General features: G+C 45.6%; 16 protein-coding genes. 15 read left to right on the forward strand and 1 reads right to left on the reverse strand.

Annotated features, from left to right (window positions below; genetic code table 11):
- Positions 1–4: 4 nt before the first annotated feature.
- The 15 genes from DXA36_RS24350 to DXA36_RS24420 all read left to right on the forward strand — a co-directional run bounded on the left by DXA36_RS24350 (position 5) and on the right by DXA36_RS24420 (position 20,521).
- A complete protein-coding gene (locus DXA36_RS24350; protein WP_118682029.1) occupies positions 5–1,585 on the forward strand; it encodes a carboxylesterase/lipase family protein in 1,581 nt (526 codons plus the stop codon).
- A gap of 57 nt (positions 1,586–1,642) precedes the next feature.
- On the forward strand, positions 1,643–3,232 hold the full coding sequence (locus DXA36_RS24355; RefSeq protein ID WP_118682030.1) for a carboxylesterase/lipase family protein: 1,590 nt from the start codon (positions 1,643–1,645) through the stop codon (positions 3,230–3,232).
- A gap of 306 nt (positions 3,233–3,538) precedes the next feature.
- The gene (locus tag DXA36_RS24360; protein WP_118682031.1) at positions 3,539–4,633 is read left to right on the forward strand and encodes an NADH:flavin oxidoreductase; all 1,095 of its coding nucleotides are present in this window, start codon (positions 3,539–3,541) and stop codon (positions 4,631–4,633) included.
- A 25-nt stretch (positions 4,634–4,658) separates the two neighbouring features.
- A complete protein-coding gene (locus DXA36_RS24365) occupies positions 4,659–5,705 on the forward strand; it encodes a LacI family DNA-binding transcriptional regulator (RefSeq protein WP_118682032.1) in 1,047 nt (348 codons plus the stop codon).
- Positions 5,706–5,824: 119 nt separating this feature from the next.
- Complete coding sequence (locus tag DXA36_RS24370; RefSeq protein WP_118682033.1) at positions 5,825–6,856, forward strand: alpha/beta hydrolase; 1,032 nt, start codon at positions 5,825–5,827, stop codon at positions 6,854–6,856.
- Positions 6,857–6,887: 31 nt separating this feature from the next.
- Complete coding sequence (locus DXA36_RS24375; protein ID WP_118682034.1) at positions 6,888–8,267, forward strand: MATE family efflux transporter; 1,380 nt, start codon at positions 6,888–6,890, stop codon at positions 8,265–8,267.
- Between the two features lie 37 nt (positions 8,268–8,304).
- Positions 8,305–10,566 carry a helix-turn-helix domain-containing protein gene (locus tag DXA36_RS24380; RefSeq protein WP_118682035.1) on the forward strand — a complete coding sequence of 754 codons (2,262 nt, stop codon included), beginning with the start codon at positions 8,305–8,307 and terminating at the stop codon, positions 10,564–10,566.
- A gap of 238 nt (positions 10,567–10,804) precedes the next feature.
- Positions 10,805–12,541, forward strand: a complete 1,737-nt coding sequence (locus DXA36_RS24385; RefSeq protein WP_118682036.1) for an extracellular solute-binding protein — start codon at positions 10,805–10,807, stop codon at positions 12,539–12,541.
- A 16-nt stretch (positions 12,542–12,557) separates the two neighbouring features.
- Positions 12,558–13,472 (forward strand): ABC transporter permease, encoded by a 915-nt coding sequence (locus DXA36_RS24390; protein WP_118682044.1) that lies wholly within the window; start codon positions 12,558–12,560, stop codon positions 13,470–13,472.
- A 9-nt stretch (positions 13,473–13,481) separates the two neighbouring features.
- Positions 13,482–14,372: a carbohydrate ABC transporter permease gene (locus DXA36_RS24395; RefSeq protein WP_118682037.1), complete on the forward strand. Its 891-nt coding sequence runs from the start codon at positions 13,482–13,484 to the stop codon at positions 14,370–14,372.
- Positions 14,373–14,383: 11 nt separating this feature from the next.
- Positions 14,384–15,940, forward strand: a complete 1,557-nt coding sequence (locus DXA36_RS24400; RefSeq protein ID WP_118682038.1) for a carboxylesterase/lipase family protein — start codon at positions 14,384–14,386, stop codon at positions 15,938–15,940.
- A gap of 49 nt (positions 15,941–15,989) precedes the next feature.
- On the forward strand, positions 15,990–16,742 hold the full coding sequence (locus tag DXA36_RS24405) for an alpha/beta hydrolase family protein (RefSeq protein WP_118682045.1): 753 nt from the start codon (positions 15,990–15,992) through the stop codon (positions 16,740–16,742).
- Positions 16,743–17,146: 404 nt separating this feature from the next.
- Positions 17,147–18,874, forward strand: a complete 1,728-nt coding sequence (locus DXA36_RS24410; RefSeq protein ID WP_118682039.1) for a DUF6044 family protein — start codon at positions 17,147–17,149, stop codon at positions 18,872–18,874.
- Between the two features lie 29 nt (positions 18,875–18,903).
- On the forward strand, positions 18,904–19,833 hold the full coding sequence (locus DXA36_RS24415) for a UbiA prenyltransferase family protein (protein WP_118682040.1): 930 nt from the start codon (positions 18,904–18,906) through the stop codon (positions 19,831–19,833).
- Positions 19,834–19,837: 4 nt separating this feature from the next.
- Positions 19,838–20,521, forward strand: coding sequence for an HAD family hydrolase (locus DXA36_RS24420; protein WP_118682041.1), 684 nt, complete (start codon positions 19,838–19,840; stop codon positions 20,519–20,521).
- 433 nt (positions 20,522–20,954) lie between these two features.
- Here the strand turns inward: DXA36_RS24420 and DXA36_RS24425 are convergent, their stop codons facing one another.
- The gene (locus DXA36_RS24425) at positions 20,955–21,803 is read right to left on the reverse strand and encodes an AraC family transcriptional regulator (RefSeq protein WP_118682042.1); all 849 of its coding nucleotides are present in this window, start codon (positions 21,801–21,803) and stop codon (positions 20,955–20,957) included.
- Positions 21,804–21,981: the final 178 nt, after the last annotated feature.

Below are 21,981 nucleotides of genomic sequence, written 5' to 3' on the forward strand. Positions count from 1 at the left end.
TATTATGTATATAAGAAAATTAACCCGTCAGGTTATTTTGGACTACGGAAAGGCTGAGGTGCGCACAATGTCAGGGATGCTCCGCGGGGTCATCTCTGACGGGACCTACATATTCCGGGGCGTGCGGTATGCACAGGCGCAGCGGTTTCATATGCCGGCTCCGCCAGCGCCCTGGGAAGGGGTAAAGGAGGCGATCACCTATGGCAACGCCTGCCCGGAGCTCTTTACCTGCGTTCCCCATGACCAGTATACGGTTCCTCATTATTTTACCGTACAGAGTGAGGACTGCCAGTTTTTGAATATATGGACGCAGAATATTGAAAAAGGCGTGAAAAGGCCGGTAATGGTATGGTTTCACGGGGGCGGGATGATGACCGGCTCCGGCGTGGAGCATTATGCCTATGACGGAGAAGAGCTGTCGAAATTCGGGGATGTTGTAGTGGTCACCCTGAACCACCGCTTAAATGTACTTGGATTTTTGGATCTTTCCGCATATGGGGAGGAATACAGATATTCAGGCAATGCGGGGACGGCGGATCTGGTGACGGCCCTTGCGTGGATAAAGGAGAATATAGAAGCCTTCGGGGGTGATCCGGAAAAGGTTATGATTTTCGGGCAGTCCGGCGGAGGGGGCAAGGTAATGACCATGCTCCAGTCCCCGCGGGCGGCAGGGCTTTTCCACCGGGCATGCCTGCAGAGCGGAGGAATGAGGCCGGGTAATGACATGACGAAGGAGCTTTCCGGTAAGCTGGCGGCATATGTGCTGGAATATCTGAATATTGTCCCGGAGCAGGTAAGGGAGCTGGAGAGCGTATACTACGACGAGCTGGCGCGTGCCGCGGATTATGCGGCCGGGAGGCTTTCCCGGGAGGATGGCCGGCCCGTCATGTTCGGACCCGTTAAGGATAATGATTTTTACTTCGGGAATCCCTTTGATAACGGTTTTATCAGGGAAACGAAGTCCGTGCCCGTACTTTGCGGATCCGTGTTCGGGGAGTTCATGAATAATTTTGCGTCTCCCGTCGGAACCGGAAGTAAAAATTCCTGGACGGAAGAGTATAAAAAAGAACTGCTTAATGAGGAATACGGAGAAAAAACAGAGGAAATTATAAACGCATTCCAAAAGGCATACCCGGATAAAAATATGGCAGATATTCTTTTTTTGGATGTAGATATGAGACGGAATGCAGCGGCCTTTGCCGGTTTGCGGGCCGGGTTTACGGACGCGGGCGTTTATAATTTTCAGTTTAATCTGGAATCCCCTTTTAACGGAGGCACGGTTTCGTGGCACAATGCGGAAATACCTTATGTATTCCACAATGCGGAGTATCTGGAGCCGTCCTTCATTCCGGGGATCACTCCAAAACTGCAGGATATCATGAGCAGGGCGTGGGTGAACTTTGCGGAAAACGGAGATCCCAACGGCTGCGGCGTTCCGCAGTGGACACCCTTTGGAGGGGAAAAAACCAGTACTATGATTTTTGACAGGGAATGCAGGATGGGAGAGGATCATGATTTGGAGCTGTTACGGCTTTGTCCTTCGCGGAAGGTTGATTTTTCAAAGCTGATGGGTTCAAAGAAATAATTGGCAGCGGGAGTAACCGTTCAGCTCTGGCTGGACTGTTGCCGGCAGGAGGCATGTATGTTTATAAAAAAGTTGACGAAGCAGGTAATCTGTAATCCGGAGGAGCCGGTTGTTTCCACGCCGGACGGCAGACTGCGCGGATTACTTGTTGATGATACCTATATTTTCAGAGGCATAAAATACGCGGACGCGAAGAGATTCCATATGCCGGAGCAGGTAAAAGCCTGGGAGGGAGTAAAGGATGCCATAATATACGGATCTGTGTGTCCTGAAATCCAGACCGTACAGCCAAGTGACAATTATACGGTACCGCATGTGTTCTACCCCCAGGATGAGGACTGCCAGTATCTGAATATATGGACGCAGTCGCCGGAACCCGGGAAAAAGAGGCCCGTCCTCGTATGGCTTCACGGCGGCGGCTTTGCAACGGGTTCAGGGATTGAACACTTTGCATACGATGGAGAAAATATGAGCCGTTTCGCGGATGTGGTTGTGGTTACGCTGAACCACCGCCTGAATGTGCTGGGTTTTTTAGATTTATCCGCCTATGGTGAGGAGTACCGCTATTCTGCAAATGTGGGAATGGCGGATATTGTTGAGGCTCTGCGCTGGATCAAAAGGAATATTGAAGCCTTCGGCGGCGATCCGCAGAATGTGACAATTTTCGGGCAGTCCGGGGGCGGGGGAAAGGTGGCGGCCCTTCTCCAGATGCCTTCCGCCTCCGGTTTATTCCATCGGGCCGTGATCCAAAGCGGTATTATAAGGGCGCATTCCGGGAACGAAGAAGCGCCGGACATGGTGGAGCTGCTCCTGAATAAACTGGGAATCACCCCGGAACGAATCCGGGAGATAGAAGAAGTGCCTTATTATCGTTTCCAGCAGATCATTTCTGCTGTGGGGCCTCATGCTTATATGAATTTCGGACCCAAAAGGGATGATGATTTATATAAGGGCAGTATTTTTGAAGCCGGGATATGTGAACATGCGAAAGACGTGCCGGTGATTGTGGGAAATGTATTGGGTGAATTCTGCCAGAATTTCGCCGTTACCTGCGGCGACGGGCGCAAAAACAGCTGGCCTGAGGAAAAGGCGGTAATGTTGATTCAGGAGAAGCTGGGGGAAGCTGCGGAGGAAGCCATGGAATTATTTAAAAGGGCATACCCCGGAAACAAAATACAGGATCTTCTTTTTACAGACCGTCTTTTCCGCCTTGGAACCTTTGACTATCTGAATCTGCGCGCCCGGGCGGGACTTGAGAATACCTATGGCTATATGTTTAAAATGGAACAGCCGGTATACGGCGGCACGCTTCCCTGGCATAATGCGGAAATCCCTTATGTATTCCATAACGCGGATTATATAGAGCCCTCTTATATCCCGGGTATAACCGAGCATGTGCAGGAGATCGTATGCGAATGCTGGTGCAGCTTTGCAAAGACCGGGAAGCCAAAGGCGGCGGGCGCCCCGGAATGGCGGCCTTATACGAAAAAACGGCATGAAATGATGTATTTTGATGAGGAATCCGAAGTGAAATCAGCCGATGCGGAAGAGGCGCTGGTCACATTTATGGACAGCCATCCCTTTATGCTGCAGGAGCAGGACCGTTCTGTGGCGGCGAAATATTTTGGCGGCGGGCCAAGGGTATAAAATGTTACTGTTCACGGCGGGATAGCCGCTCATAGTAACAATTCGGGGCGATATTTATCGTTTTGCCACGCAAAAAAAAGCCCCTCACTCCTAAATCATATTCTCACGGAATGCGCTCTTTGGCGCATTCATGAGCCGTGGATTGTAACTATAGATTACATTTGACAGATTGCAAACAGCCCCAAAAAAGTATATTATATAAGAAATAGCGTAACTTTCAGCCGGGTCTGCGCATTTGCTGCGCAATCCGTGAGAAAACGTGGTGGCAACAGGCATCCGGCCTGAACAGAGCGAGGGGGAAATGAAATGGAGAGATTAAAAGAACGGGTAAAAATCAAAAACCTGTGGACGAAGAACCGAATCGCAGTCCCGCCCATGGTCTGTTTTCACTGGTCGGATGACAACGGTCGTGTAACGGATAAAAATCTGAAGCATTACAGCGATATGGCGGCAGGGGGAGCGGGCCTGATTATCGGTGAAGCGACGGCGGTAACAAAACGGGGCAGACTGCATGAAACGCAGCTGGGGCTGTGGGAGGATTCACAGACAGAGGGCTGGAAGCGTCTGGCCGATGCCATTCATAAATATGAGGTGCCTTTTTTCGTACAGCTATTACACGCGGGGGTGTCGGGAATTGATAAAAATGCCGACTGCCCCAGCGATTACATACGCAGGGACGGAAACGGGGAACTGCGATCGGCAGGCCGTGAGATGTCTGCCGGACGCATCCGTGAGGTGATTGACGACTTTGTCCGGGCGGCCGTACGGGCACAGCGGGCGGGGCTTGACGGGATTGAACTGCATGGCTGCCACAGCTATCTGATCTGTCAGTTTTTCAACCGCAATATCAACCGCAGGGAAGATATTTACGGACAGCGCCGGGAGAAGTTCGCATTGGATATTCTGCAGGGAATCCGGGAAAGCTGCGGGGAGGATTTCGTGGCGGGGATACGGCTTGGGGCCTTTGAACCGGATCTGGAGGATGGAATACGGAATGCTCTTTTACTTGACGGAAAAGCAGATTTTCTGGATGTATCCTATGGTTTTGCCGGGGAAAGCGTTCCGTACAGGCCGGAAGGGTATCCTTTTTCAGAAGCGATCTATGGAGCGCAGGAAATGAAGAAGTGCTTGCCGGATATGCCGGTATTCGGGGTGGACGGTATTACAGACGCGGAGTCGGCGGAACAGGCCCTTCAGCGTTCCGGCGTGGATATGATTGATGTGGGAAGAGGTTTTCTCGTAAATCCTGATTTCGGAAACGCCGCGCTGGAGGGAAGGGACTGCGGAAAGTGCCTGCATTGCCGTCCTGCCTGCAGGTGGAGTCCCTTCCTGAATGACGGGACGGTACAGTGTCCGGGAAGAAATCTGTTCCTGCGCAGTCAGGGTAATGAGTGCTGTTAAAAAATAATGGGAAAAGAGGAAGCAAATGCCAAGGAATACCAAAGGTGTGCAGGTAAAACAGATAGCGGAGCATCTGGGCTTATCCTCCGGCACGGTCTCCATCGTCCTGAACGGACGGGGGGACGAACTGAGGATATCCAGGGAAACCCAGAAAATGGTTTTGGATACTGCCAGGGAGATGAATTACCAGTCCGGTAAAACCCAGAAAAAGAAAGAGAATGAGAAAAACAATGCGTCTTCCGTCAGCGGCGGATGGCGGATTGGGGTATTCTGGAATCTGCAATATATGGGCGGTCTTCTGGGACAGTTTTATTCCGGGTTCCAGGAGACAATCAGGCAGAGTGATGAGAAAGTGGAAATCGTTCTCCAGCCCTTTGAATACGATCATCTGAGTGAATTTGCGGAGGTTTTTTCCAAAAAGCAGTTTCATGGCGCTATCATTGGCGGCCTGTCGGAGGCTGACAGCAAATATCTGAAGGAAAATGCGTTTGAAATACCAATTGTTCTGATAAATCACACATTGGAAAATTACAGCAGCGTATATGTGGATGATTACCAGACCGGCCGGCAGTGTGCGGAGCTATTTCACGGGAACGGTCATGATCGGGCCGGCGTTGTGTTTTCCGAAAACCGCAGCGCGGCGAGTGTCTTGAGGTATAATGGATTTGCTGAGGAATGCAGGAAATGCGGAATACAGGTAAGGGAAGAATGGAAGGTGACCGGAGAGGGAAATGGCGCCGGCGGTTACGGGGCAATGAAGAAGCTTCTGGAAAGTGAAGAGCTGCCCACAGCCCTTTTCATACAGACGAGCAGGATGAATGGCGGCGTCCTGGCGGCGCTGAGGGATGAAAATATAGCCGTTCCTGAGCAGATGGAAATCATTTCCTACGGTGATTCGGATTTCAGCCGGTATCTGTATCCTGCCGTTACGGTACTTCATGTGTCGGTATCGGAGATGGCGGCTAACGCTATGTATCTGCTGCTGACCATACTGCGCAATGACCTTAAAATCACACTTTCCAAGCTACATGTGACTAAGCTGATCTATGGAGAAAGCTTTCGCAGCAGGTAGGATGTGGCTGCAGTCTTCCCCCTGAAGTCTCCGTAAGGAGAAGCGGGCTATCTGAGTATAGCACCGCTTTTTATTTGAAATATTGCTAAACTTTAGCAAAATATAATAAGGAGAAAACTATGAAAAATAATAAGGATAATGTTTTGCTGGAAAAGGAAATTGCCGAAGAGAGACGGAAGGCGGTTCCGGTTTTTGAAGATTCCCCCTGCTATCCGGTGGAACAGCTGGTACGTCTGCGCCACCTGGGGCGCCAGCTGGAGGCGGAAGCTGACAGTGAGACACGCAGGGGATTGCTGCAGGAATTCTGCATACTCAGGGATTCCCTCCAAAGAAAAGAGGATGCACCGGAGCGGATTTATCTGTGGCCTGACGGCAGGATGCCGGTAATGACTCCATATGATGATAACTCCGATTGCAGGTATAACCATAATCCGGATTTCAGGCCGTATCTCTACGAAATGCTTTTGCCCGCGGGCCAAAAGCCTAAAGGTGCGGTGTTAGTATGTGCAGGAGGGGATCATGGGGACTGTGTTCTGTCCGAGGGATATCAGACCTGCCTGGATTTTAACGAAATGGGATATCACAGTTTTCTTCTTCTGAACCGGACGAACAGACTCCCCTGGACGCAACAGGAATGCGGAGCGGACACGGCAAGGGCAATCCGCATGATCAGGGCGGCTGCCGGAGCATACGGTGTCGGGGAGAATCAGGTGGCTTTTGCCGGTTTTTCCAACGGGGGACTTACCGGGGAAGCCTGCATACGGTACTATTCCGGCACACAGAGGACGGTGGATCATTTTGCCGGGTACATAGAGGATGAGCTGGACGGGTATTACGGGGCGCCGGATGCTTTTCTTTGTATTTACGGGCCTCGTTATAAAGGCGCGGAATTTGATTATACGGAGGTGGTTTACCCGCCTGTCTTTTTTGCGGTGGGAAGAGAGGATTCCGCAATGGATAACCTGAATGCGGTTCTTCCTGACCTGCTGGCCCATGGTGTGGAGACGGAGGTACATACCTTTGCAGGCGTGCCCCACGGACAGGGGGGAATAACGGTTATGGGTGAGAACCGGTACTCCAATTTTCAGTTGTGGCTGCCGTTGGCGGATGCGTTTCTACAGGATATATTCCAAAAACAGGGTAAAGAGTAAATCAGATTACGTTCAGGAAAGGATGGATGGGATGCAATTAATCAATAAGCTGAAATTATATATAGGAACCCCGGAATTTTACAGGCGGGTCGGAATCATAGCGGTTCCTATCGCCCTGCAGAGCCTGATTTCCATCGGAGTCAATATGATGGACACCATAATGCTTGGAGCGTTGGGGGAGGTGGCGTTATCGGCATCCTCCCTTGCCAACCAGTTCATTAATATCTATCATATATGCTGTATGGGAATCGGAATGGGGGCGTCTGTTATGGTTGCCAGGTTCTGGGGGATGCAGGATTCCCATTCTCTGAAGCAGTCCATTACAATAATGCTCCGGTTATGTATCATTTTTGGCCTGTTGTTTATGACGGCAACGATCCTGGCTCCCGGGGCACTGATGCGGATTTACACGCCGGATCCGGATATCATCGGGCAGGGGATACGGTATTTCAACTGGTCCGTGCCTTCCTACCTTCTGCTGGGCCTGTCGCTTACGTGTACGATTGTGCTCAGAAGCGTGGGAAAGGCGAAAATCCCACTTATCTGTTCCAGCGTAAGCTTTATGGCAAACCTGTTTTTCAACTGGGTTTTCATTTTTGGACATCTGGGCGCGCCGCGCATGGAGGTTGCGGGCGCTGCGCTGGGGACGTTTCTTGCCAGAGTCATTGAATTTTCCGCCATTGCCGTTTATTTTTTCCTGAAGGATAAAAACATAGGCTACCGGGTGAAGGATTTGTTCATGGACTGCGGGGGACTTGTGCCGGAATATTTGAAAATCTGCATTCCCGTACTGATCAGCGATTCCCTCCTGGCTCTGGGAAACAGCGCAATTGCCATGATCATGGGAAGAATCGGCGCGGCCTTTGTGTCCGCTAATTCCATTACCGCTGTCACCCAGCAGATGACCACGGTACTGACACAGGGCATCAGCCAGGCGGGCTGTATCATAACGGGGCATACCCTGGGGGAAGGGAAGCGGGAACAGGCGCAGAGGGAGGGGTATACCTTCCTGATCTTCGGCGCTTTTCTTGGTGTGGCGGCCTGCCTTATCATTATGGCAATCAGCAGGCCTGTGATCGGTATGTACAATATTCAGGAGGAAACCCGGCTGATTGCACAGCAGCTGATGGAATCCGTGGCAATCATCCTGATTTTCACCTCGGCCAATTCCATACTTACAAAAGGAGTGCTCCGGGGCGGCGGAGATACGAGGTTTTTGATGCTGGCTGACATTCTGTTCCTCTGGCTGGCGTCTGTTCCGCTTGGGATTCTGGCGGGGCTTGTATGGAAGCTTCCCGCCTTCTGGATTTATTTTTTCATGAAAATCGATCAGATAATTAAGTGTGTCTGGTGCGTATACAGGCTGCGCAGCGGGAAGTGGATTAAAGCGATAAAGAAAGCGGAAGCGTAGGATGCCGGGATGAAAGGCTGGAGGGGGGATATTTTCAATGGGGTATCAGGAAAAACTGTTAAAAAGATATAAGCAAGGCGGCAGAACCTTTGTGTCATGGTTTATTTCTTACCTGGTGGTGATTTGCGTTCCTATCCTTCTCAGCTTTTTTATGTTTTCTTATATTGGCCATATCCTGTCCGAACAAATTAAGCAGATGCAGGCAAACAGTGTGAACCAGTTGAAATATGTATGTGACGGTAAAATGGAAACAGTGCATATTATCAGCAGGCAGATAGCGGAAAATCCCGAAATTACAGGTTTTATGAAGTATAAAACGACGGAAAGCGGAGAGAGCAAGCTGGCAATACAGGCGGTATTTAAATATCTGCAGGGACAGGTGGCAAACGAAGCATGTATCACTGATATATTCGTTTTTTCCAGGAAAAGCAGATATCTGATATCACCCAGACAGGCATCTAACGAAATGGGATCCATGGGTTTTGATTATGAAAGACATTTTAATAGAAGCGAAAAAGAATTATGGGAACTGCTTGATCACCTTAATCAGCCTGTTTTGGTTTTGGAGGATGGGCAGGGCCAGTCGCAACTATATTATTATAATGTGATTATGTCAGAGGATATCAGGAATCCTGATGGTTGGATTCTGATGCAGTTGGATTTCAAAGCGGGTAATTCTTCAAATGAAAGGATTTGGGAAGGAATTATGACCGATACCGGCATTTTTTATGATATGAGCCGGAGGAAAAGCTATAAAGGCGAAGCTGCAGATGAACTGAAAAAAATAGATTCTTATACACGAATACAAAATGAAGGGGAGGATATTTTCGTTGCCAAAACAAAGTCCGAAGTGGAAAACTGGGAATATTATTGTGGTATTGATACTACTTCTCTGTTTCGGAATATTAACCATAGCAGAAATGCCTATGTTTGTTTTATCCTTATAAGCTCGGTTGTCAGTGTATTTCTTGCCCATTATCTGGCTAAAAAACAGTATAATCCGGTTTTAAAGCTAATCGAGGCAATCGGCCGGCAGCATCCGCCAGAGCTTTCCGGGAATGAATTTGATTATCTGCAAAGGGCTTTTCAGACAATTACCAAGGAGCGCTATGCTCTGAAAAATCAAATCGATGAGGAGAGGGAAGTCATTGTAAATAATATTCTCAGCAGAATTATAAAGGGATATTATGTGTCGATGGAAAAAATAGAAAATACGCTGGAACAGTACCGTATTCATTTCCCGTATAATTTATTCCGGCTGGTTCTTTTTTCTGTAGATGATTATTCCAATCTTTTTTTTGAAAAGGATGCAAGGAATAAGGTGGATACCGTAGACATGGTACATTTCCTGATTAAAAATATTGCATCGGAATACATGAGAGAAGCGTTTGAAACAGTAGAGACGGTTGAATGTGATAACTTTGTTGCGCTGCTGATTAATTACAGCGGTCGGGAAGAGCAGAATGCAGAGGAATTGATAACAGAGAAAAGCGATAAGACCAGAGAAGTTCTGAATGATAGGATGGGGATTGCAGTTTCCTGGTTCAGCAGCTTTGAATGCATCCGTCTGACAGATCTGCGCAGCTGCTACAGTGAATGTCTGATGGGGATAGGAGACTGGGGAAATATAGATAAGGAGATTGCTTATGACATCCAGAACCGAAAAGAATGGCGGTTGGTTAATTTCCTGAAAAACGGAAATTTTATCAATGCGGAAAATATTTTACGGGAACTTGTGCAGGAGCACGAAGGTGCGGACAGCAGGGATGCTTCAGTCAGATTGTACTTATTCCATATTCTGTTCCTTATACAGGAGGCCTCTTCCGACGGTTCAGGGCATGCCGCAGTCTGTGATGAGAAAAAGGTGATTGGTATTATGAACTGCTGTGATAACGGCAGGATTGCTGATTCGTTGGTACAGCTTGTACGGACGATGAAAAACGATGTGGAGACAAGAGAGTCGAAAAGGCCAAGAGCAGAAAGAATAAAGGAATATATTGACACAAATTATACCAGCCCGGAGCTTTCTCTTTCCTCAATTGCGGGCCAGTTTCGGATATCGGAAGGCTATGTTACGCGTCTGATGAAAAGGTACTATGGAATAAAAGTCAGCCAGTATGTGAATGAGAAGAGGCTTGAGCGGGTGAAATATCTGATGAAGGATGATTCTCTGAATATCAATGAGATTGCGGACCAGGCAGGCTTTTACTCGTACAGGACCATGATACGTTCCTTTAAGCAGGCAGAAGGGGTGACACCTACGGAATACAGGAGACAGAAGGGTGAAAGGAAGGAGTGAGAGAGGCTCTTACATGTCATTTCCATTCTGTTTATGTGCAGAAAATGTCATTTTACCGGGAATGTCCGGAAAATGGCATTTTTCTTTTATTCTGAGCGGGATAGTGGAACTTTCAGCAGAATGATTTCTGTGTTAATGTGCAGTTACGTAGATTCCCTTCCGATTTGGACGCGTACAGATTTGGAAGGAAACTGAAAATAGTAACTGAGAATCTGAAAGAATTAAAGTGGAGGCAGAGATGAAAGGTAAATTTAGAAAAGGAATTGCAATATGGGGAGCTTTTGTATTGACAGCAGTGGCCCTGGCGGGCTGCGAGGCGGGAGAAAAAGCAGCGAACAATCAGTCAGCAGCAGGCACATCCGCTTCGGAGGCAGCAGAGACTGGTGCGCAGGAAGTGCAGGACAGTGGTACGGCGGCCTTAAACAACAGGGATGAAGACGGTAATTATGTAGGACCGCTTTGTGAGGAGGAGAAGGAATTCAATATTTTCTTTGCCATAGGCGGCGCTAATTTTTCCGGAGCGCAGACCTTCACGCAGCAGGTGATTGATAATAATCCTTCCTATCAGAAGCTGTCGGAGAATACAAACATTAAAATTAATTATATTGTTCCGGCAACCGGCGAAGAAGAAGCACAGTTTAACCTCCTGATTGCATCCGGTAATTATCCGGATATTATTGTGGGAAATACCGGGATTTCTTATCCGGGAGGCATGGATCAGGCGGTAGAGGACGGTTGTTTTATTGACCTTGCTCCTTATGCAGAAGATTATATGCCTAATTATCTGGCGCTGATTAAAGAAAATGAGCAATCCTTTAAGGAAGCTACGACTCTTGAAAACAGGATGGCTGTAGCTTATGCCAAATATATGCCGGAGTTTGAGGGGAAAGAACTGCAGTGGTGGGGACAGGTAATAAGAAAGGATTTGCTGGATAAAGCCGGTTTGGATATTCCTGAAACAGTGGAAGAATGGGAAAATGCGCTGTTGGCTTTCAAAGATATGGGAATAGAAGTGCCTTACAGTATGCTGAATACCACGGGAATGGATCAGGCGCTGCTGGCGGCATATGGAATAGAAAAGGCTCCGGTTGACTTCCGCAATGATATAGGTATTTATCCGGGAGCAGACGGTAAGCTGACCTATGGCGCAATTGAAGCAGGATATAAAGACTATCTGACTACAATGAACAGATGGTACAAAGAGGGACTGCTTGATAAGGAATTTATGACAAGATCCTTATCTTCTACAATGGATACTTTTCTTGCGATGTTTGGGGAAGGAAAAATAGGTGCTTGTTATACGATAGATGGCCCATTACCTTCTATGATAATGACTTTGCAAAATACGGTTCCGGGGGCGGAAGCGATTGCGGTTGGATATCCTGTAAAGGTTTCAGATGGGTCCGTACCCAAGGTGTCCATTAAGGAATTATATTGCGGAAATGGTAGTTGGTTTGCAATTACTTCAAATTGTTCAGATCCTAGGCTTGCTATGAATTTTATTGATTATTTATGTTCTGTAGACGGTGTAAGATTAAGCAATTTTGGTATTGAGGGCGATACCTATAATTTGGTTGACGGTATGCCTGAATTTACAGATAAAATATTGAATTATCCTTCTGGATCTTCTGACGGGCTTCGTCTTAATGTGGCATGTGTTTTTGCAGTATCCGACGAAGCAAAATACCGGAATACACAGTTTAAAACAAAGGAAAACCAGGAGTGGAACAGAATCTGGACAGAATCAACAGAACAGTATAATACACTCTGGTCTTTGACAGCAGAAGAAGCGCAGAAGGTATCCACAATTATGAGTGATATTACAACTTATGTGCAGGAGGAGACAATCAAAGCGATTACAGATGATGCTGCACTTGGAAATTGGGAGAATACAGTTACGCAGATTTATTCTATGGGAATGGAAGATGCTCTGAGAATCTACCAGATTGGTTATGACAGATACAACGACAGATGAAGATGGAGAAAAGGTTGTGAAAAAGAAAAAAGGGATACTCCATGATTTTAAAATTAATAAAGCATACTATTTAATGCTGCTTCCTGTGCTTCTTTACTTTATTATATTTGCCTATGTACCTATGGGAGGGCTGGTGATAGCATTTCAGAATTTCCGGCCAGCGGGCGGAATTTTCGGAAGCAGCTTTGTGGGCTTGCAAAACTTCATAGATTTTTTTAACAGTGTGTATTTTGGGCGCGTATTAAGAAATACCGTTATAATCAGTCTGTTGAGCCTTCTCATTTGCTTTCCGCTGCCGATCATATTTGCATTACTATTAAATGAAGTCAGACGTCTGCGGTTTAAGAAGGCGGTACAGACGATCACTTACATGCCATATTTTATTTCTCTGGTGGTTCTGGCAGGTATAATTATTGATTTTACTTCCTCGGATGGACTTCTGGGAGGGACGCTGATGGCCGCATTGACAGGAGAGAGCAAAAATCTCCTTGCGGATCCCAGGTATTTCAGAGCAATCATGACTGTAAGTGAGCTTTGGCAGGGTCTTGGGTATTCCAGTATCATATATGTTGCCACATTGTCTGCTGTTGATCAGGAGCTGTATGAAGCAGCGGCAATCGACGGTGCGAACAGGTGGCAGCAGACGATACATATTACAATTCCGGAAATTTCATCAACAATTATTATTATGCTGATACTGAAATGCGGAACAATGCTTGCCGTAGGCGCGGAAAAAATTATACTTCTGTACAATGCCAATATTTATGAAACAGCGGATGTTATTTCTACATTTGTATACAGAAAAGGCCTGCAGGAGTTCAATTATGGTTATTCCACGGCAGTGGGAATGTTCAACTCCGTAATTAATTTTATACTTATTGTTGCGGCAAATAAGCTGGCAAAAAAGTTCAGCGACACAAATCTGTTCTAGGAGGCGGCTATGGTTGAATCAAAAAGTGTGGGGAAAACCGTATTTTCAGTATGTAATACAATATTTCTGACTGTAATATCCATTATCTGCATCCTCCCGATTGTCCATGTAATTATGTCCTCTTTTTCGGATCCGGAAGCCCTTGCCCTAAGCAAAGGGTTGGTATTATGGCCTAAAAAATTTTCACTCATAGGATACAGGGAAGTTTTAAAATCACATACGGTGTGGAATGGTTACCTGCATACATTGGTATATGTCTTTGTACAGACGTTTCTGGGAGTGCTTTTTACATCAATCGGCGCCTATGTATTATCCAGAAAAAATCTGAAGCTTAAAAATCCGATTATGCTGTTAATTACCTTTACCATGATGTTCAATGGGGGGCTGATTCCAAACTATGTACTGATGAATAATCTTCATATGCTGGATACTATATGGTCCGTTATTATTCCTGGCTGCATTACTCCCATGAACCTGATCATAATGCGTACTTTTTTTCTGTCGATTCCTGAAAGCCTGGAAGAAAGTGCGAAGCTGGACGGCGCCGGCGCATGGACAATACTATTCCGGATTTATTATCCGCTGTCTAAGGCAAGTATAGCGGTAATTGCCCTGTTTCTGGTGGTTGCGCAGTGGAACAGTTATTTTATAGCCATGATTTATCTGCAGGACAGAAATCTGTGGCCTTTGCAGCTCGTGTTAAAGGATTTAATCACTTCTCAGCAGGGGGCAGCCATGCTGGCGGCGGGGGACAGCGCCAGCTCAGCCGCGACGCTTCTGCTGACCAGAGTGGTAAAATATGCGGTGATAGTAGTTGGCACACTTCCTATTTTCTGTATTTATCCTTTTGTACAGAAATATTTTGTGAAGGGTGTTATGATAGGATCGATAAAAGGATAGGAGGAGAAAAAATGGGGACAAGATTTCAATTTGATGACAGAACGGCGGTGGTGGAAACCGCAAAGGGAAAAGTAAGAGGCTATGTTCTGAAGGATGTTTATGTTTTCAAGGGAATCCCATATGCAAAGGCGAAAAGGTTCCATGCACCGGAGCCTGTTCCAGCCTGGAAGGATGTGTTTGATGCCACAAGCTTCGGTTATGTATGCCCGCAGCTGTATCTGCCAAAGCCGAACGGGGAAATTTTTGTGCCGCATCGTTACTGGCCTATGGATGAAGACTGCCTGAATCTGAATCTTTGGACGCCGGCCTGTGATGATGGAAAGCGGCCGGTTATGGTATGGCTTCATGGCGGCGGCTATGAATCGGGATCTGCGATTGAGCATATAGCCTATGAGGGCGAAAATATGAGCAGATATGGAGATGTGGTTACCATTACCGTTAATCACAGACTGAACATCATCGGCTATTTTGATCTTTCTGATTTTGGAGATGAATATATAAATTCCGGGAATGCGGGAGGGGATGACATCATTGCGGCACTGAAATGGGTTCAGGAAAATGTGGAGAAATTCGGAGGCAATCCGGATAATGTTACTGTTTTCGGCCAGTCAGGAGGCGGAGGAAAGGTAACAACACTGCTTCAGTCGCCGGGAGCTGACGGATTATATGCGAAAGGATATTCCATGAGCGGTGTCCTTGATGTGGAAAAACCGGTTGAGGAAGAAAGCGGAAAGGCATTGGCGGAAAGCATTATGGCAGCATTATCTTTGGGCAGTATAAAAGAGCTGGAAGAGGTGCCTTACCAGAATCTGGCGGACGCTTATAGGAAGATACGGCCTGATTTTGCAAGAGAGAACAGATATGTGGGAGATTTGCCCTTCCGTAATGAGTTTTATGCAGGAGATCCGCTGCTTTACGGATTTCGCAGGGAAACTGCCAATGTTCCTATGCTGGTAGGTTCCGTATTCGGAGAGATGGCTTCCTTTGTACCGGGTAATTCAGATAAGAAAAAAATGACTGAGGAAGCAGAAATCCGGATTGTGGAGGAGATTCTTGGCTCTGCCGCCGCGGCACAACTGGTTCCGCTTTTCAAAAAAGCATATCCGGAAAGACATATCGGCGATCTTGTTCGTATGGACTACATATTCCGAAACGGTATTCATAAATATATCCGTATGAGAAGCGGACTTAACCAATGTACCTATTCCTATATGTTTAATCATGATATGCCCATAGAAGGCGGCTCCACGCCCTGGCACTGTGCAGATATTTCTTATGTCTTCCATAATACGGAATTTGTGCCTTCCGCACAGGAGGAATGTACGGAAATCCTTGAAAAGCTGATTTTTGATACGGTGATGGCATTTGCATGGAACGGAAATCCGAATCATCCCGGTTTGCCTGAATGGCCTGCAAGCATGCCGGAGAATGAACAGACTATGATTTTTGATGTGAAAGCGGAGCTTCGCTGTAATTATGATCACGAGCTTATGCCGATATTTAAAAAATATATGCAGCCAGTGTTTGAGAAGAACAGGGCTAAGATTACGGAGAAGGCTCAGCATTAAGGCTAGAGGAAATTGGATTAATGTGATTAAAAAGCGGAGGAAAAATGATATGAAGAAGAGAGAACTGACAATTGCTCATCATGGAAGATGCGTACATGGATATTTTTATGAGCCTGATACGAAGGAATATCCGCTGGTAATTATGAGCCATGGATATAACGGGCACAAATCTGACTTTGAGATTTCGGCGGAGTATTTTGCCGATAATGGTATCGGTACGGTCTGCTATACCTTTTGCGGCGGGAGTGTGAGGGATGAAAGCGGCTTCTCTACAATGGAAATGACCCTGTTTACGGAAGAAGAGGATCTGTGTGCGGTTTTGGATGAGATTCTTATGTGGGAACGAGTGACAAAGGAACAGATATTTCTGTTCGGGGGAAGCCAGGGCGGTTTGATAAGCGCTATGGCTGCCGCGGACAGAAAAGAGGAGGTCAAAGGCCTGATTTTATTATATCCGGCATTTTGTATTGCGGATAACTGGAATACCCGGTTTAAAAGAGAAGAGGACATTCCTTCCAAACTGGAGCTGTGGGGAATGGAACTGGGAAACAAGTTTTTCCGCACTTTGAGGGGATTTGACCATCATACATACATCAGCCGTTTTGAACGTCCTGTTTTGATTATGCATGGGGATCGGGACGAGGTCGTGCCGCTTTCCTACAGCAAAGCGGCTGCGGAGGAATATGAGGAGGCAAAACTGGAGGTGTTTGCCGGGGAAATACATGGCTTTACCGATAATGGGAACCGGCGGATGGAAGCGATGGCAATTTATTTTATTCATGATATTATTGGGAGAGAGTGAAGTGTGGCAGGCTGGATAAAATTCTAAAAAGGCAGCAGGAAATACAGGCACGGCATGGGAAAGATTACTATTTATTAATATTTTGTAAATATTGTAGTTTTCCTTGACGGGGTTTAAAGGCAGATGTTATGTTAATACCAGTTATTTGCACATGATATCCCGGGGAGTGTCATGGAAAGCTATTAATCACAGCCTTATTTATGAGACTAGAAGATAATGCGTCGTAGTAATAGGGTAAAAGCTTTTAGGACATGCTGTTGTCTGACGGAAAAGAGACGGCCTGTTATGAAAAGAATTGTGAATGCGGCAATATTCGGAAAAAGCCGGTAGAAAGCCGGTAAAATATCCTTCGGATGAACTTTATATAACTTGTTTTGCGCCGGAAAGAGAGGGTGTTTTATTTTATGTACGCAAAAAAGGTGTTAGGTCTTCGTTGGTTTTGGTGGATTGTCATTCTTATTTTAGCCGCAGAAGCGTCCGTATTTTTCTTTTTTGGGGAAAACAGCTATCTGGGGATCCATGATAATCTTGATATCCATATTGTGGATTATCAGATAATGAAAGGAAACGGCGCATTTTTAAAACACGGTGTTACCCTGCCCCTTCTGGGCGGAATCAGCAGGGACTATTTTGCATCGGAGTTATCTCTTTATACCCTTCTTTATATGCTGCTTCCCAATTTTGCCGCATATATTGCTGGCCATTTTTTGAAGATAGTACTGGCTCTTGTATCCTGTATTCTTTTAGGAAAGGATATCCTCAAAGAAAAATATGGGGCTTATGAAGCTCTTATCGTGCTGGGAGGTTTTGTCTATGGCCTGCTTCCCCTTTATCCCGGTTTCTCCTTTTCGTTTGCTTCCATTCCTTTACTGATTTATCTTATCCGCAGGATAATACATAATCCTTCATTTAGAAATTACATCTTTTTATTTCTGTATCCGTTAGTTTCATATTTTACTTTTTTCGGTATTTTTATCCTTGGATACCTTCTCTTTTATACCATTTACCGGTGGGTGAAGCTGCGGAAGGTTCCGGGCAGGCTGCTGGCCGCGTGGTGTGTGCTTTTTGCAGGCTATGCCGTCTGTGAATACCGCCTGTTCGGAGTTATGCTTTTTGATACAACGGAAACCATACGGGAAAGCATGTTTATGGGAAGCGACGGATTTGCCGCAATCGCAGCCAATATTGCGGATGTATTTGTCAACGGTGTATTTCATGCTGATGATGTTCATAAGTACATTGTCCTGCCTGTATGTGTGCTTTACCTGCTATATAAAGGAGTTATTTATATCCGGAGGAAAGACGGAAGAGGTCTGGCAAAGCATCCCTTTTTCCTTATTATGGGCCTGATTCTGTTTAACTGTATTGTTTATGGAAGCTACACTTGGGAAGCATTCCGGACACTGGTTGAAACGCTTTTGCCGCCTTTAAAGGGATGGCAGTTTACCAGGACTGTTTTCTTTAATCCGTTTCTCTGGTATATGGCTTTTATTATAGTGCTGAAGGAATTATACGACAGGAAAAAGCGGACGGTGGCTCATGTGCTTATGCTGGCCTGCCTGCTTATCGTGCTGGGCACGCAGACCCTGTATAATGATTTTTATAATACCGTATATACCCATACCTGGATGGCCGTTAAGGGGAAGCAATCGGAAAGCCTGTCATATCAGGAATTTTATTCTCCCGAATTATTCGAACAGATAAAAAAGGATATTTCTTATGATGGAGCTTATGCGGCTGCATACGGAATGCACCCGGCAGTGCTTCAGTATAATGGGATTTCCACGCTGGATGCCTGCCTGAGTTATTATTCCCAGGATTATAAGGAAGACTTCAGGAGAATTATAGCTCCCGCTTTGGAACAGTCGGAGGAGGCCAGGATTTATTTTGATGAGTGGGGAGCCAGAGCCTATCTTTTTTCGGGAACCGATGATACCGTCTGGAAGCCGGTGCGTACGATGGAGGTTACGGATTATAATCTGTCCATTGATGCGGATGCATTCCGGGAAATGGGAGGCCGATATTTATTTTCGCGGATCCGGCTGGATAATGCGGAAGAACTGGGACTGGTGCTTACCGGGGTATATACACAGGAAGATTCTCCATATGAGATATATTTATATGAAGCATAAGGGGTTAACAAATACTTACAGGAGTAGGAATGAAAAGATATATTAAAATAGCCCGGCCGGATCACTGGATAAAAAATATCTTTATTCTGCCGGGAATCGTGATTGCGGTTTTGCTTACAGACGGGGGCAGCATCGGAAGCTTATGGGGAAAGATACTGCTTGGTTTTATTTCCACTTGTCTGATATCCTCTGCTAATTATGTAATCAATGAATGGCTGGATGCGGAATTTGACAAATATCATCCCGTAAAGAAAAGCAGGCCTGTTGTGGAAGGGGGAATGGCCGGCAGGTGGGTGGTATTGGAATACCTTCTTTTTATAGTGGCCGGCCTGGCCGGAGCATCAGCTGTGGGAAGATATTTTCTGTATACGGAAATCGCACTGCTCATTATGGGGGTTTTATATAATGTAAAACCATTTCGGACGAAGGATATCGTCTATGTGGACGTTCTTTCCGAGTCTGTAAACAATATGCTGAGGCTTTTGCTGGGATGGTTTGTGATAACAGGGAATTATTTCCCGCCGGTAAGTATACTGGCCGGATATTGGATGGCCGGTGCGTTTTTGATGGGTACAAAAAGGCTGGCGGAATACCGGATGATCGGCAATCCTGCCCTCGCCGGTGAATACAGGAGGTCCTTCCGCCAATACTCGGAACAGACGCTTCTTGGATCCTCTTTCTTTTATGCGTTATGCGCCACGTTCTGTATGGGAATCTTTATGATAAAATACAGAGTGGAATATGTGGTCAGCATGCCTGTCCTATTCTGGCTGTTTGTCCATTATCTGATGATGTCTTATAAGAAAGATTCAGCAGTGCAGAAGCCGGAAAAATTATACAGGGAAAAGAAGCTGCTTGGTATTGCAGCGGTATTTGTTTTGGCCCTTGTGTTATTAACCTGGATTGATATTCCCTGGTTGGAGGGCTTCTCCGAACCATATCTGATAAGGATGGAGTGATTTGATGAAAAAAGAGGAAGGAACGCAAGTTACTCTTCGCAGAGCGGTTATTTTTGATATGGATGGCACGTTATATTACCAGCTGCCTTTGCGGCTGCATATGGCGTTGTGGCTATTGCTGCACTATCTGGCGCATCCATTGGCAGTAAGGGAACTTGCCCTGCTGTATTATTACAGGAAAATACGGGAGAACTGGAAAGGTAATGTTGTGGCTGCGGATAAAAGCATGGAAAGGCTGCAATATGAGCAGGCGGCTGGTAAGGCCGGCCTGCCTGCTGAAGAAGCAGAACGGATTGTCCGCAGATGGATGAGGGAGCTTCCCTTAAAAATACTGGTAAAATACAGGGATGAAAGGATAGCGGCCATGTTTGGCCGGTTGAAGGATAAAGGAATCTTACGGATTGTTTATTCCGATTATCCTGCGGATGAAAAAATAAAAGCGCTTAAGCTGGAGGCTGACTATATTTTCTGTTCTGAGGACTCGGAGATTAATTCCCTGAAGCCGGATCCAAAGGGGGTGCGAATTATAATGAAAGAAACCGGTCTGACTGCAGAAGAGTTATTTATGATTGGGGATTCCGGAAAAAAAGATGGGAAAGCGGCATCGGATGCAGGAATTGACTGTCTGATTTTAAGCCCGTTTCCCTGGAAGAGAAAAACACAGTTAAGAAAAGTAAGGGAGGTGTAATCAGATGGCGGTATTAAAAGGGATTGGTTTTATAGTCCTTTTGAGTATGGGGATATCATTGCTGATGGTAGTGCCTGGAGTATTGATCATGGGATGGCATATGAGGGATATTGAGTAAATGCGTCAGAAAACAGTTAATTATGAAAACAAGACGCATGAATTCTCTATAATTTATGGTGACTATTATTTCCTGGAGGCTTTGATGAAGCTGACGGGGAAGGAACTGTTTATTTGGTAATTATATTAGTTTAAAAAAGCGAAGGATTTATCTTAAATTTAAAAAGATAAATATTCGCTTTTTTATTTTTTTAAACTTCGTGCTTAGTTGGTACTTCTGCCGAGGACCTCTTTTTCCCTGTGACATAAGATGCTTGACACTGCCGCGGCGGCACAACTGGTTCCCCATTTGGGTCAAATTACTATATAAGTATGATCAACAAGTTTGGCAAATCCGATAGGCCGTGGGCGTTACCCCAACACATTTTTTAAATGCAGCACAAAATACACTGGCGGATGAAAACCCCGATTCATAACAGATATCATTAATAGACATATTGCTTTCTACAAGCAGGATCTTAGCGATACGGATTCTGTAATTAATAATATATTCATGAGGTGTCATATCTGTTTCTTTTTTAAAAACCCGTATAAAATGATAAGGACTCATCAAAGCATTTCTGGCAAGCTCTTCAACTCTGAGTTCTTCCTGAATATGTTCCTGAATATACAGCATTGTTTTCTCAATTGTAGAAACACGCTGCCTTTCCTTTATCTGCAAAGGAGAGTATATGATTAGTTCCGTCAGGATATCATTGAGATATTTAGAAAGCAATACTTCTTTTACGGGTTCCTTTTTAGTAAAATGCTGATAAATTTTGGCCATAAAGTTCATGACAGGAAGCGGCTCATCAAGGGAAAAGACATTTCCCAGTTTGTTTACGCTCATTTCATACATTTTGCGCGCGGAAAAACCATCGAAGTGAATCCATATAGACTCCCAGCCAATATCAGAATAATAACTGTGTTCCTGATAGCAATCGATTAAGACAAAATAATTTTTGTCCACCTTCCATTTTTTGGAATTAAATTCAACAAAAAGAGAACCTTCCAATATATACATAAGAAGGAAACTGTCAAAATGCCCTCGATGCTGTCTGTAGCCGGGCTGGTAGAAGAAATGACCCAAATGAGTAGGATATAGAAAGAATTCTGTAATAGGGTCTGTTGGAAAATTAATAAAGTAATCCGATTTTTTATCAATCTTATCTTCAACTGATTTCATAACATCCTCTATGCTTTCCCTGTAATCCTGTTAAGAAAAATTAAAATAAATCCATATTTTATTATAAGGCGGAATTATGTTGCTTGCAAGGGGTCTCGTTTCTTCACAGATCAAAAAGCAACTTTGCTTAGTTTTCAAATTAAGTTCCACCCCGACATGGAAGTTAATCAGCGAAACT

The sequence above is a fragment of the Eisenbergiella sp. OF01-20 genome, assembly GCF_003478085.1.
In the GTDB taxonomy this organism is placed as follows: domain Bacteria; phylum Bacillota; class Clostridia; order Lachnospirales; family Lachnospiraceae; genus Eisenbergiella.

What these genes read in the sequence shown, in the direction of transcription:
- DXA36_RS24350 (WP_118682029.1), top strand. Translation starts at nt 5, where the DNA reads ATGTATATAAGAAAATTAACCCGTCAGGTTATTTTGGACTACGGAAAG.
- DXA36_RS24380 (WP_118682035.1), top strand. Translation starts at nt 8,305, where the DNA reads ATGGGGTATCAGGAAAAACTGTTAAAAAGATATAAGCAAGGCGGCAGA.
- DXA36_RS24375 (WP_118682034.1), top strand. Translation starts at nt 6,888, where the DNA reads ATGCAATTAATCAATAAGCTGAAATTATATATAGGAACCCCGGAATTT.
- DXA36_RS24410 (WP_118682039.1), top strand. Translation starts at nt 17,147, where the DNA reads ATGTACGCAAAAAAGGTGTTAGGTCTTCGTTGGTTTTGGTGGATTGTC.
- DXA36_RS24400 (WP_118682038.1), top strand. Translation starts at nt 14,384, where the DNA reads ATGGGGACAAGATTTCAATTTGATGACAGAACGGCGGTGGTGGAAACC.
- DXA36_RS24420 (WP_118682041.1), top strand. Translation starts at nt 19,838, where the DNA reads ATGAAAAAAGAGGAAGGAACGCAAGTTACTCTTCGCAGAGCGGTTATT.
- DXA36_RS24425 (WP_118682042.1), bottom strand. Translation starts at nt 21,803, where the DNA reads ATGAAATCAGTTGAAGATAAGATTGATAAAAAATCGGATTACTTTATT.
- DXA36_RS24370 (WP_118682033.1), top strand. Translation starts at nt 5,825, where the DNA reads ATGAAAAATAATAAGGATAATGTTTTGCTGGAAAAGGAAATTGCCGAA.
- DXA36_RS24360 (WP_118682031.1), top strand. Translation starts at nt 3,539, where the DNA reads ATGGAGAGATTAAAAGAACGGGTAAAAATCAAAAACCTGTGGACGAAG.
- DXA36_RS24385 (WP_118682036.1), top strand. Translation starts at nt 10,805, where the DNA reads ATGAAAGGTAAATTTAGAAAAGGAATTGCAATATGGGGAGCTTTTGTA.
- DXA36_RS24355 (WP_118682030.1), top strand. Translation starts at nt 1,643, where the DNA reads ATGTTTATAAAAAAGTTGACGAAGCAGGTAATCTGTAATCCGGAGGAG.
- DXA36_RS24405 (WP_118682045.1), top strand. Translation starts at nt 15,990, where the DNA reads ATGAAGAAGAGAGAACTGACAATTGCTCATCATGGAAGATGCGTACAT.
- DXA36_RS24365 (WP_118682032.1), top strand. Translation starts at nt 4,659, where the DNA reads ATGCCAAGGAATACCAAAGGTGTGCAGGTAAAACAGATAGCGGAGCAT.
- DXA36_RS24395 (WP_118682037.1), top strand. Translation starts at nt 13,482, where the DNA reads ATGGTTGAATCAAAAAGTGTGGGGAAAACCGTATTTTCAGTATGTAAT.
- DXA36_RS24415 (WP_118682040.1), top strand. Translation starts at nt 18,904, where the DNA reads ATGAAAAGATATATTAAAATAGCCCGGCCGGATCACTGGATAAAAAAT.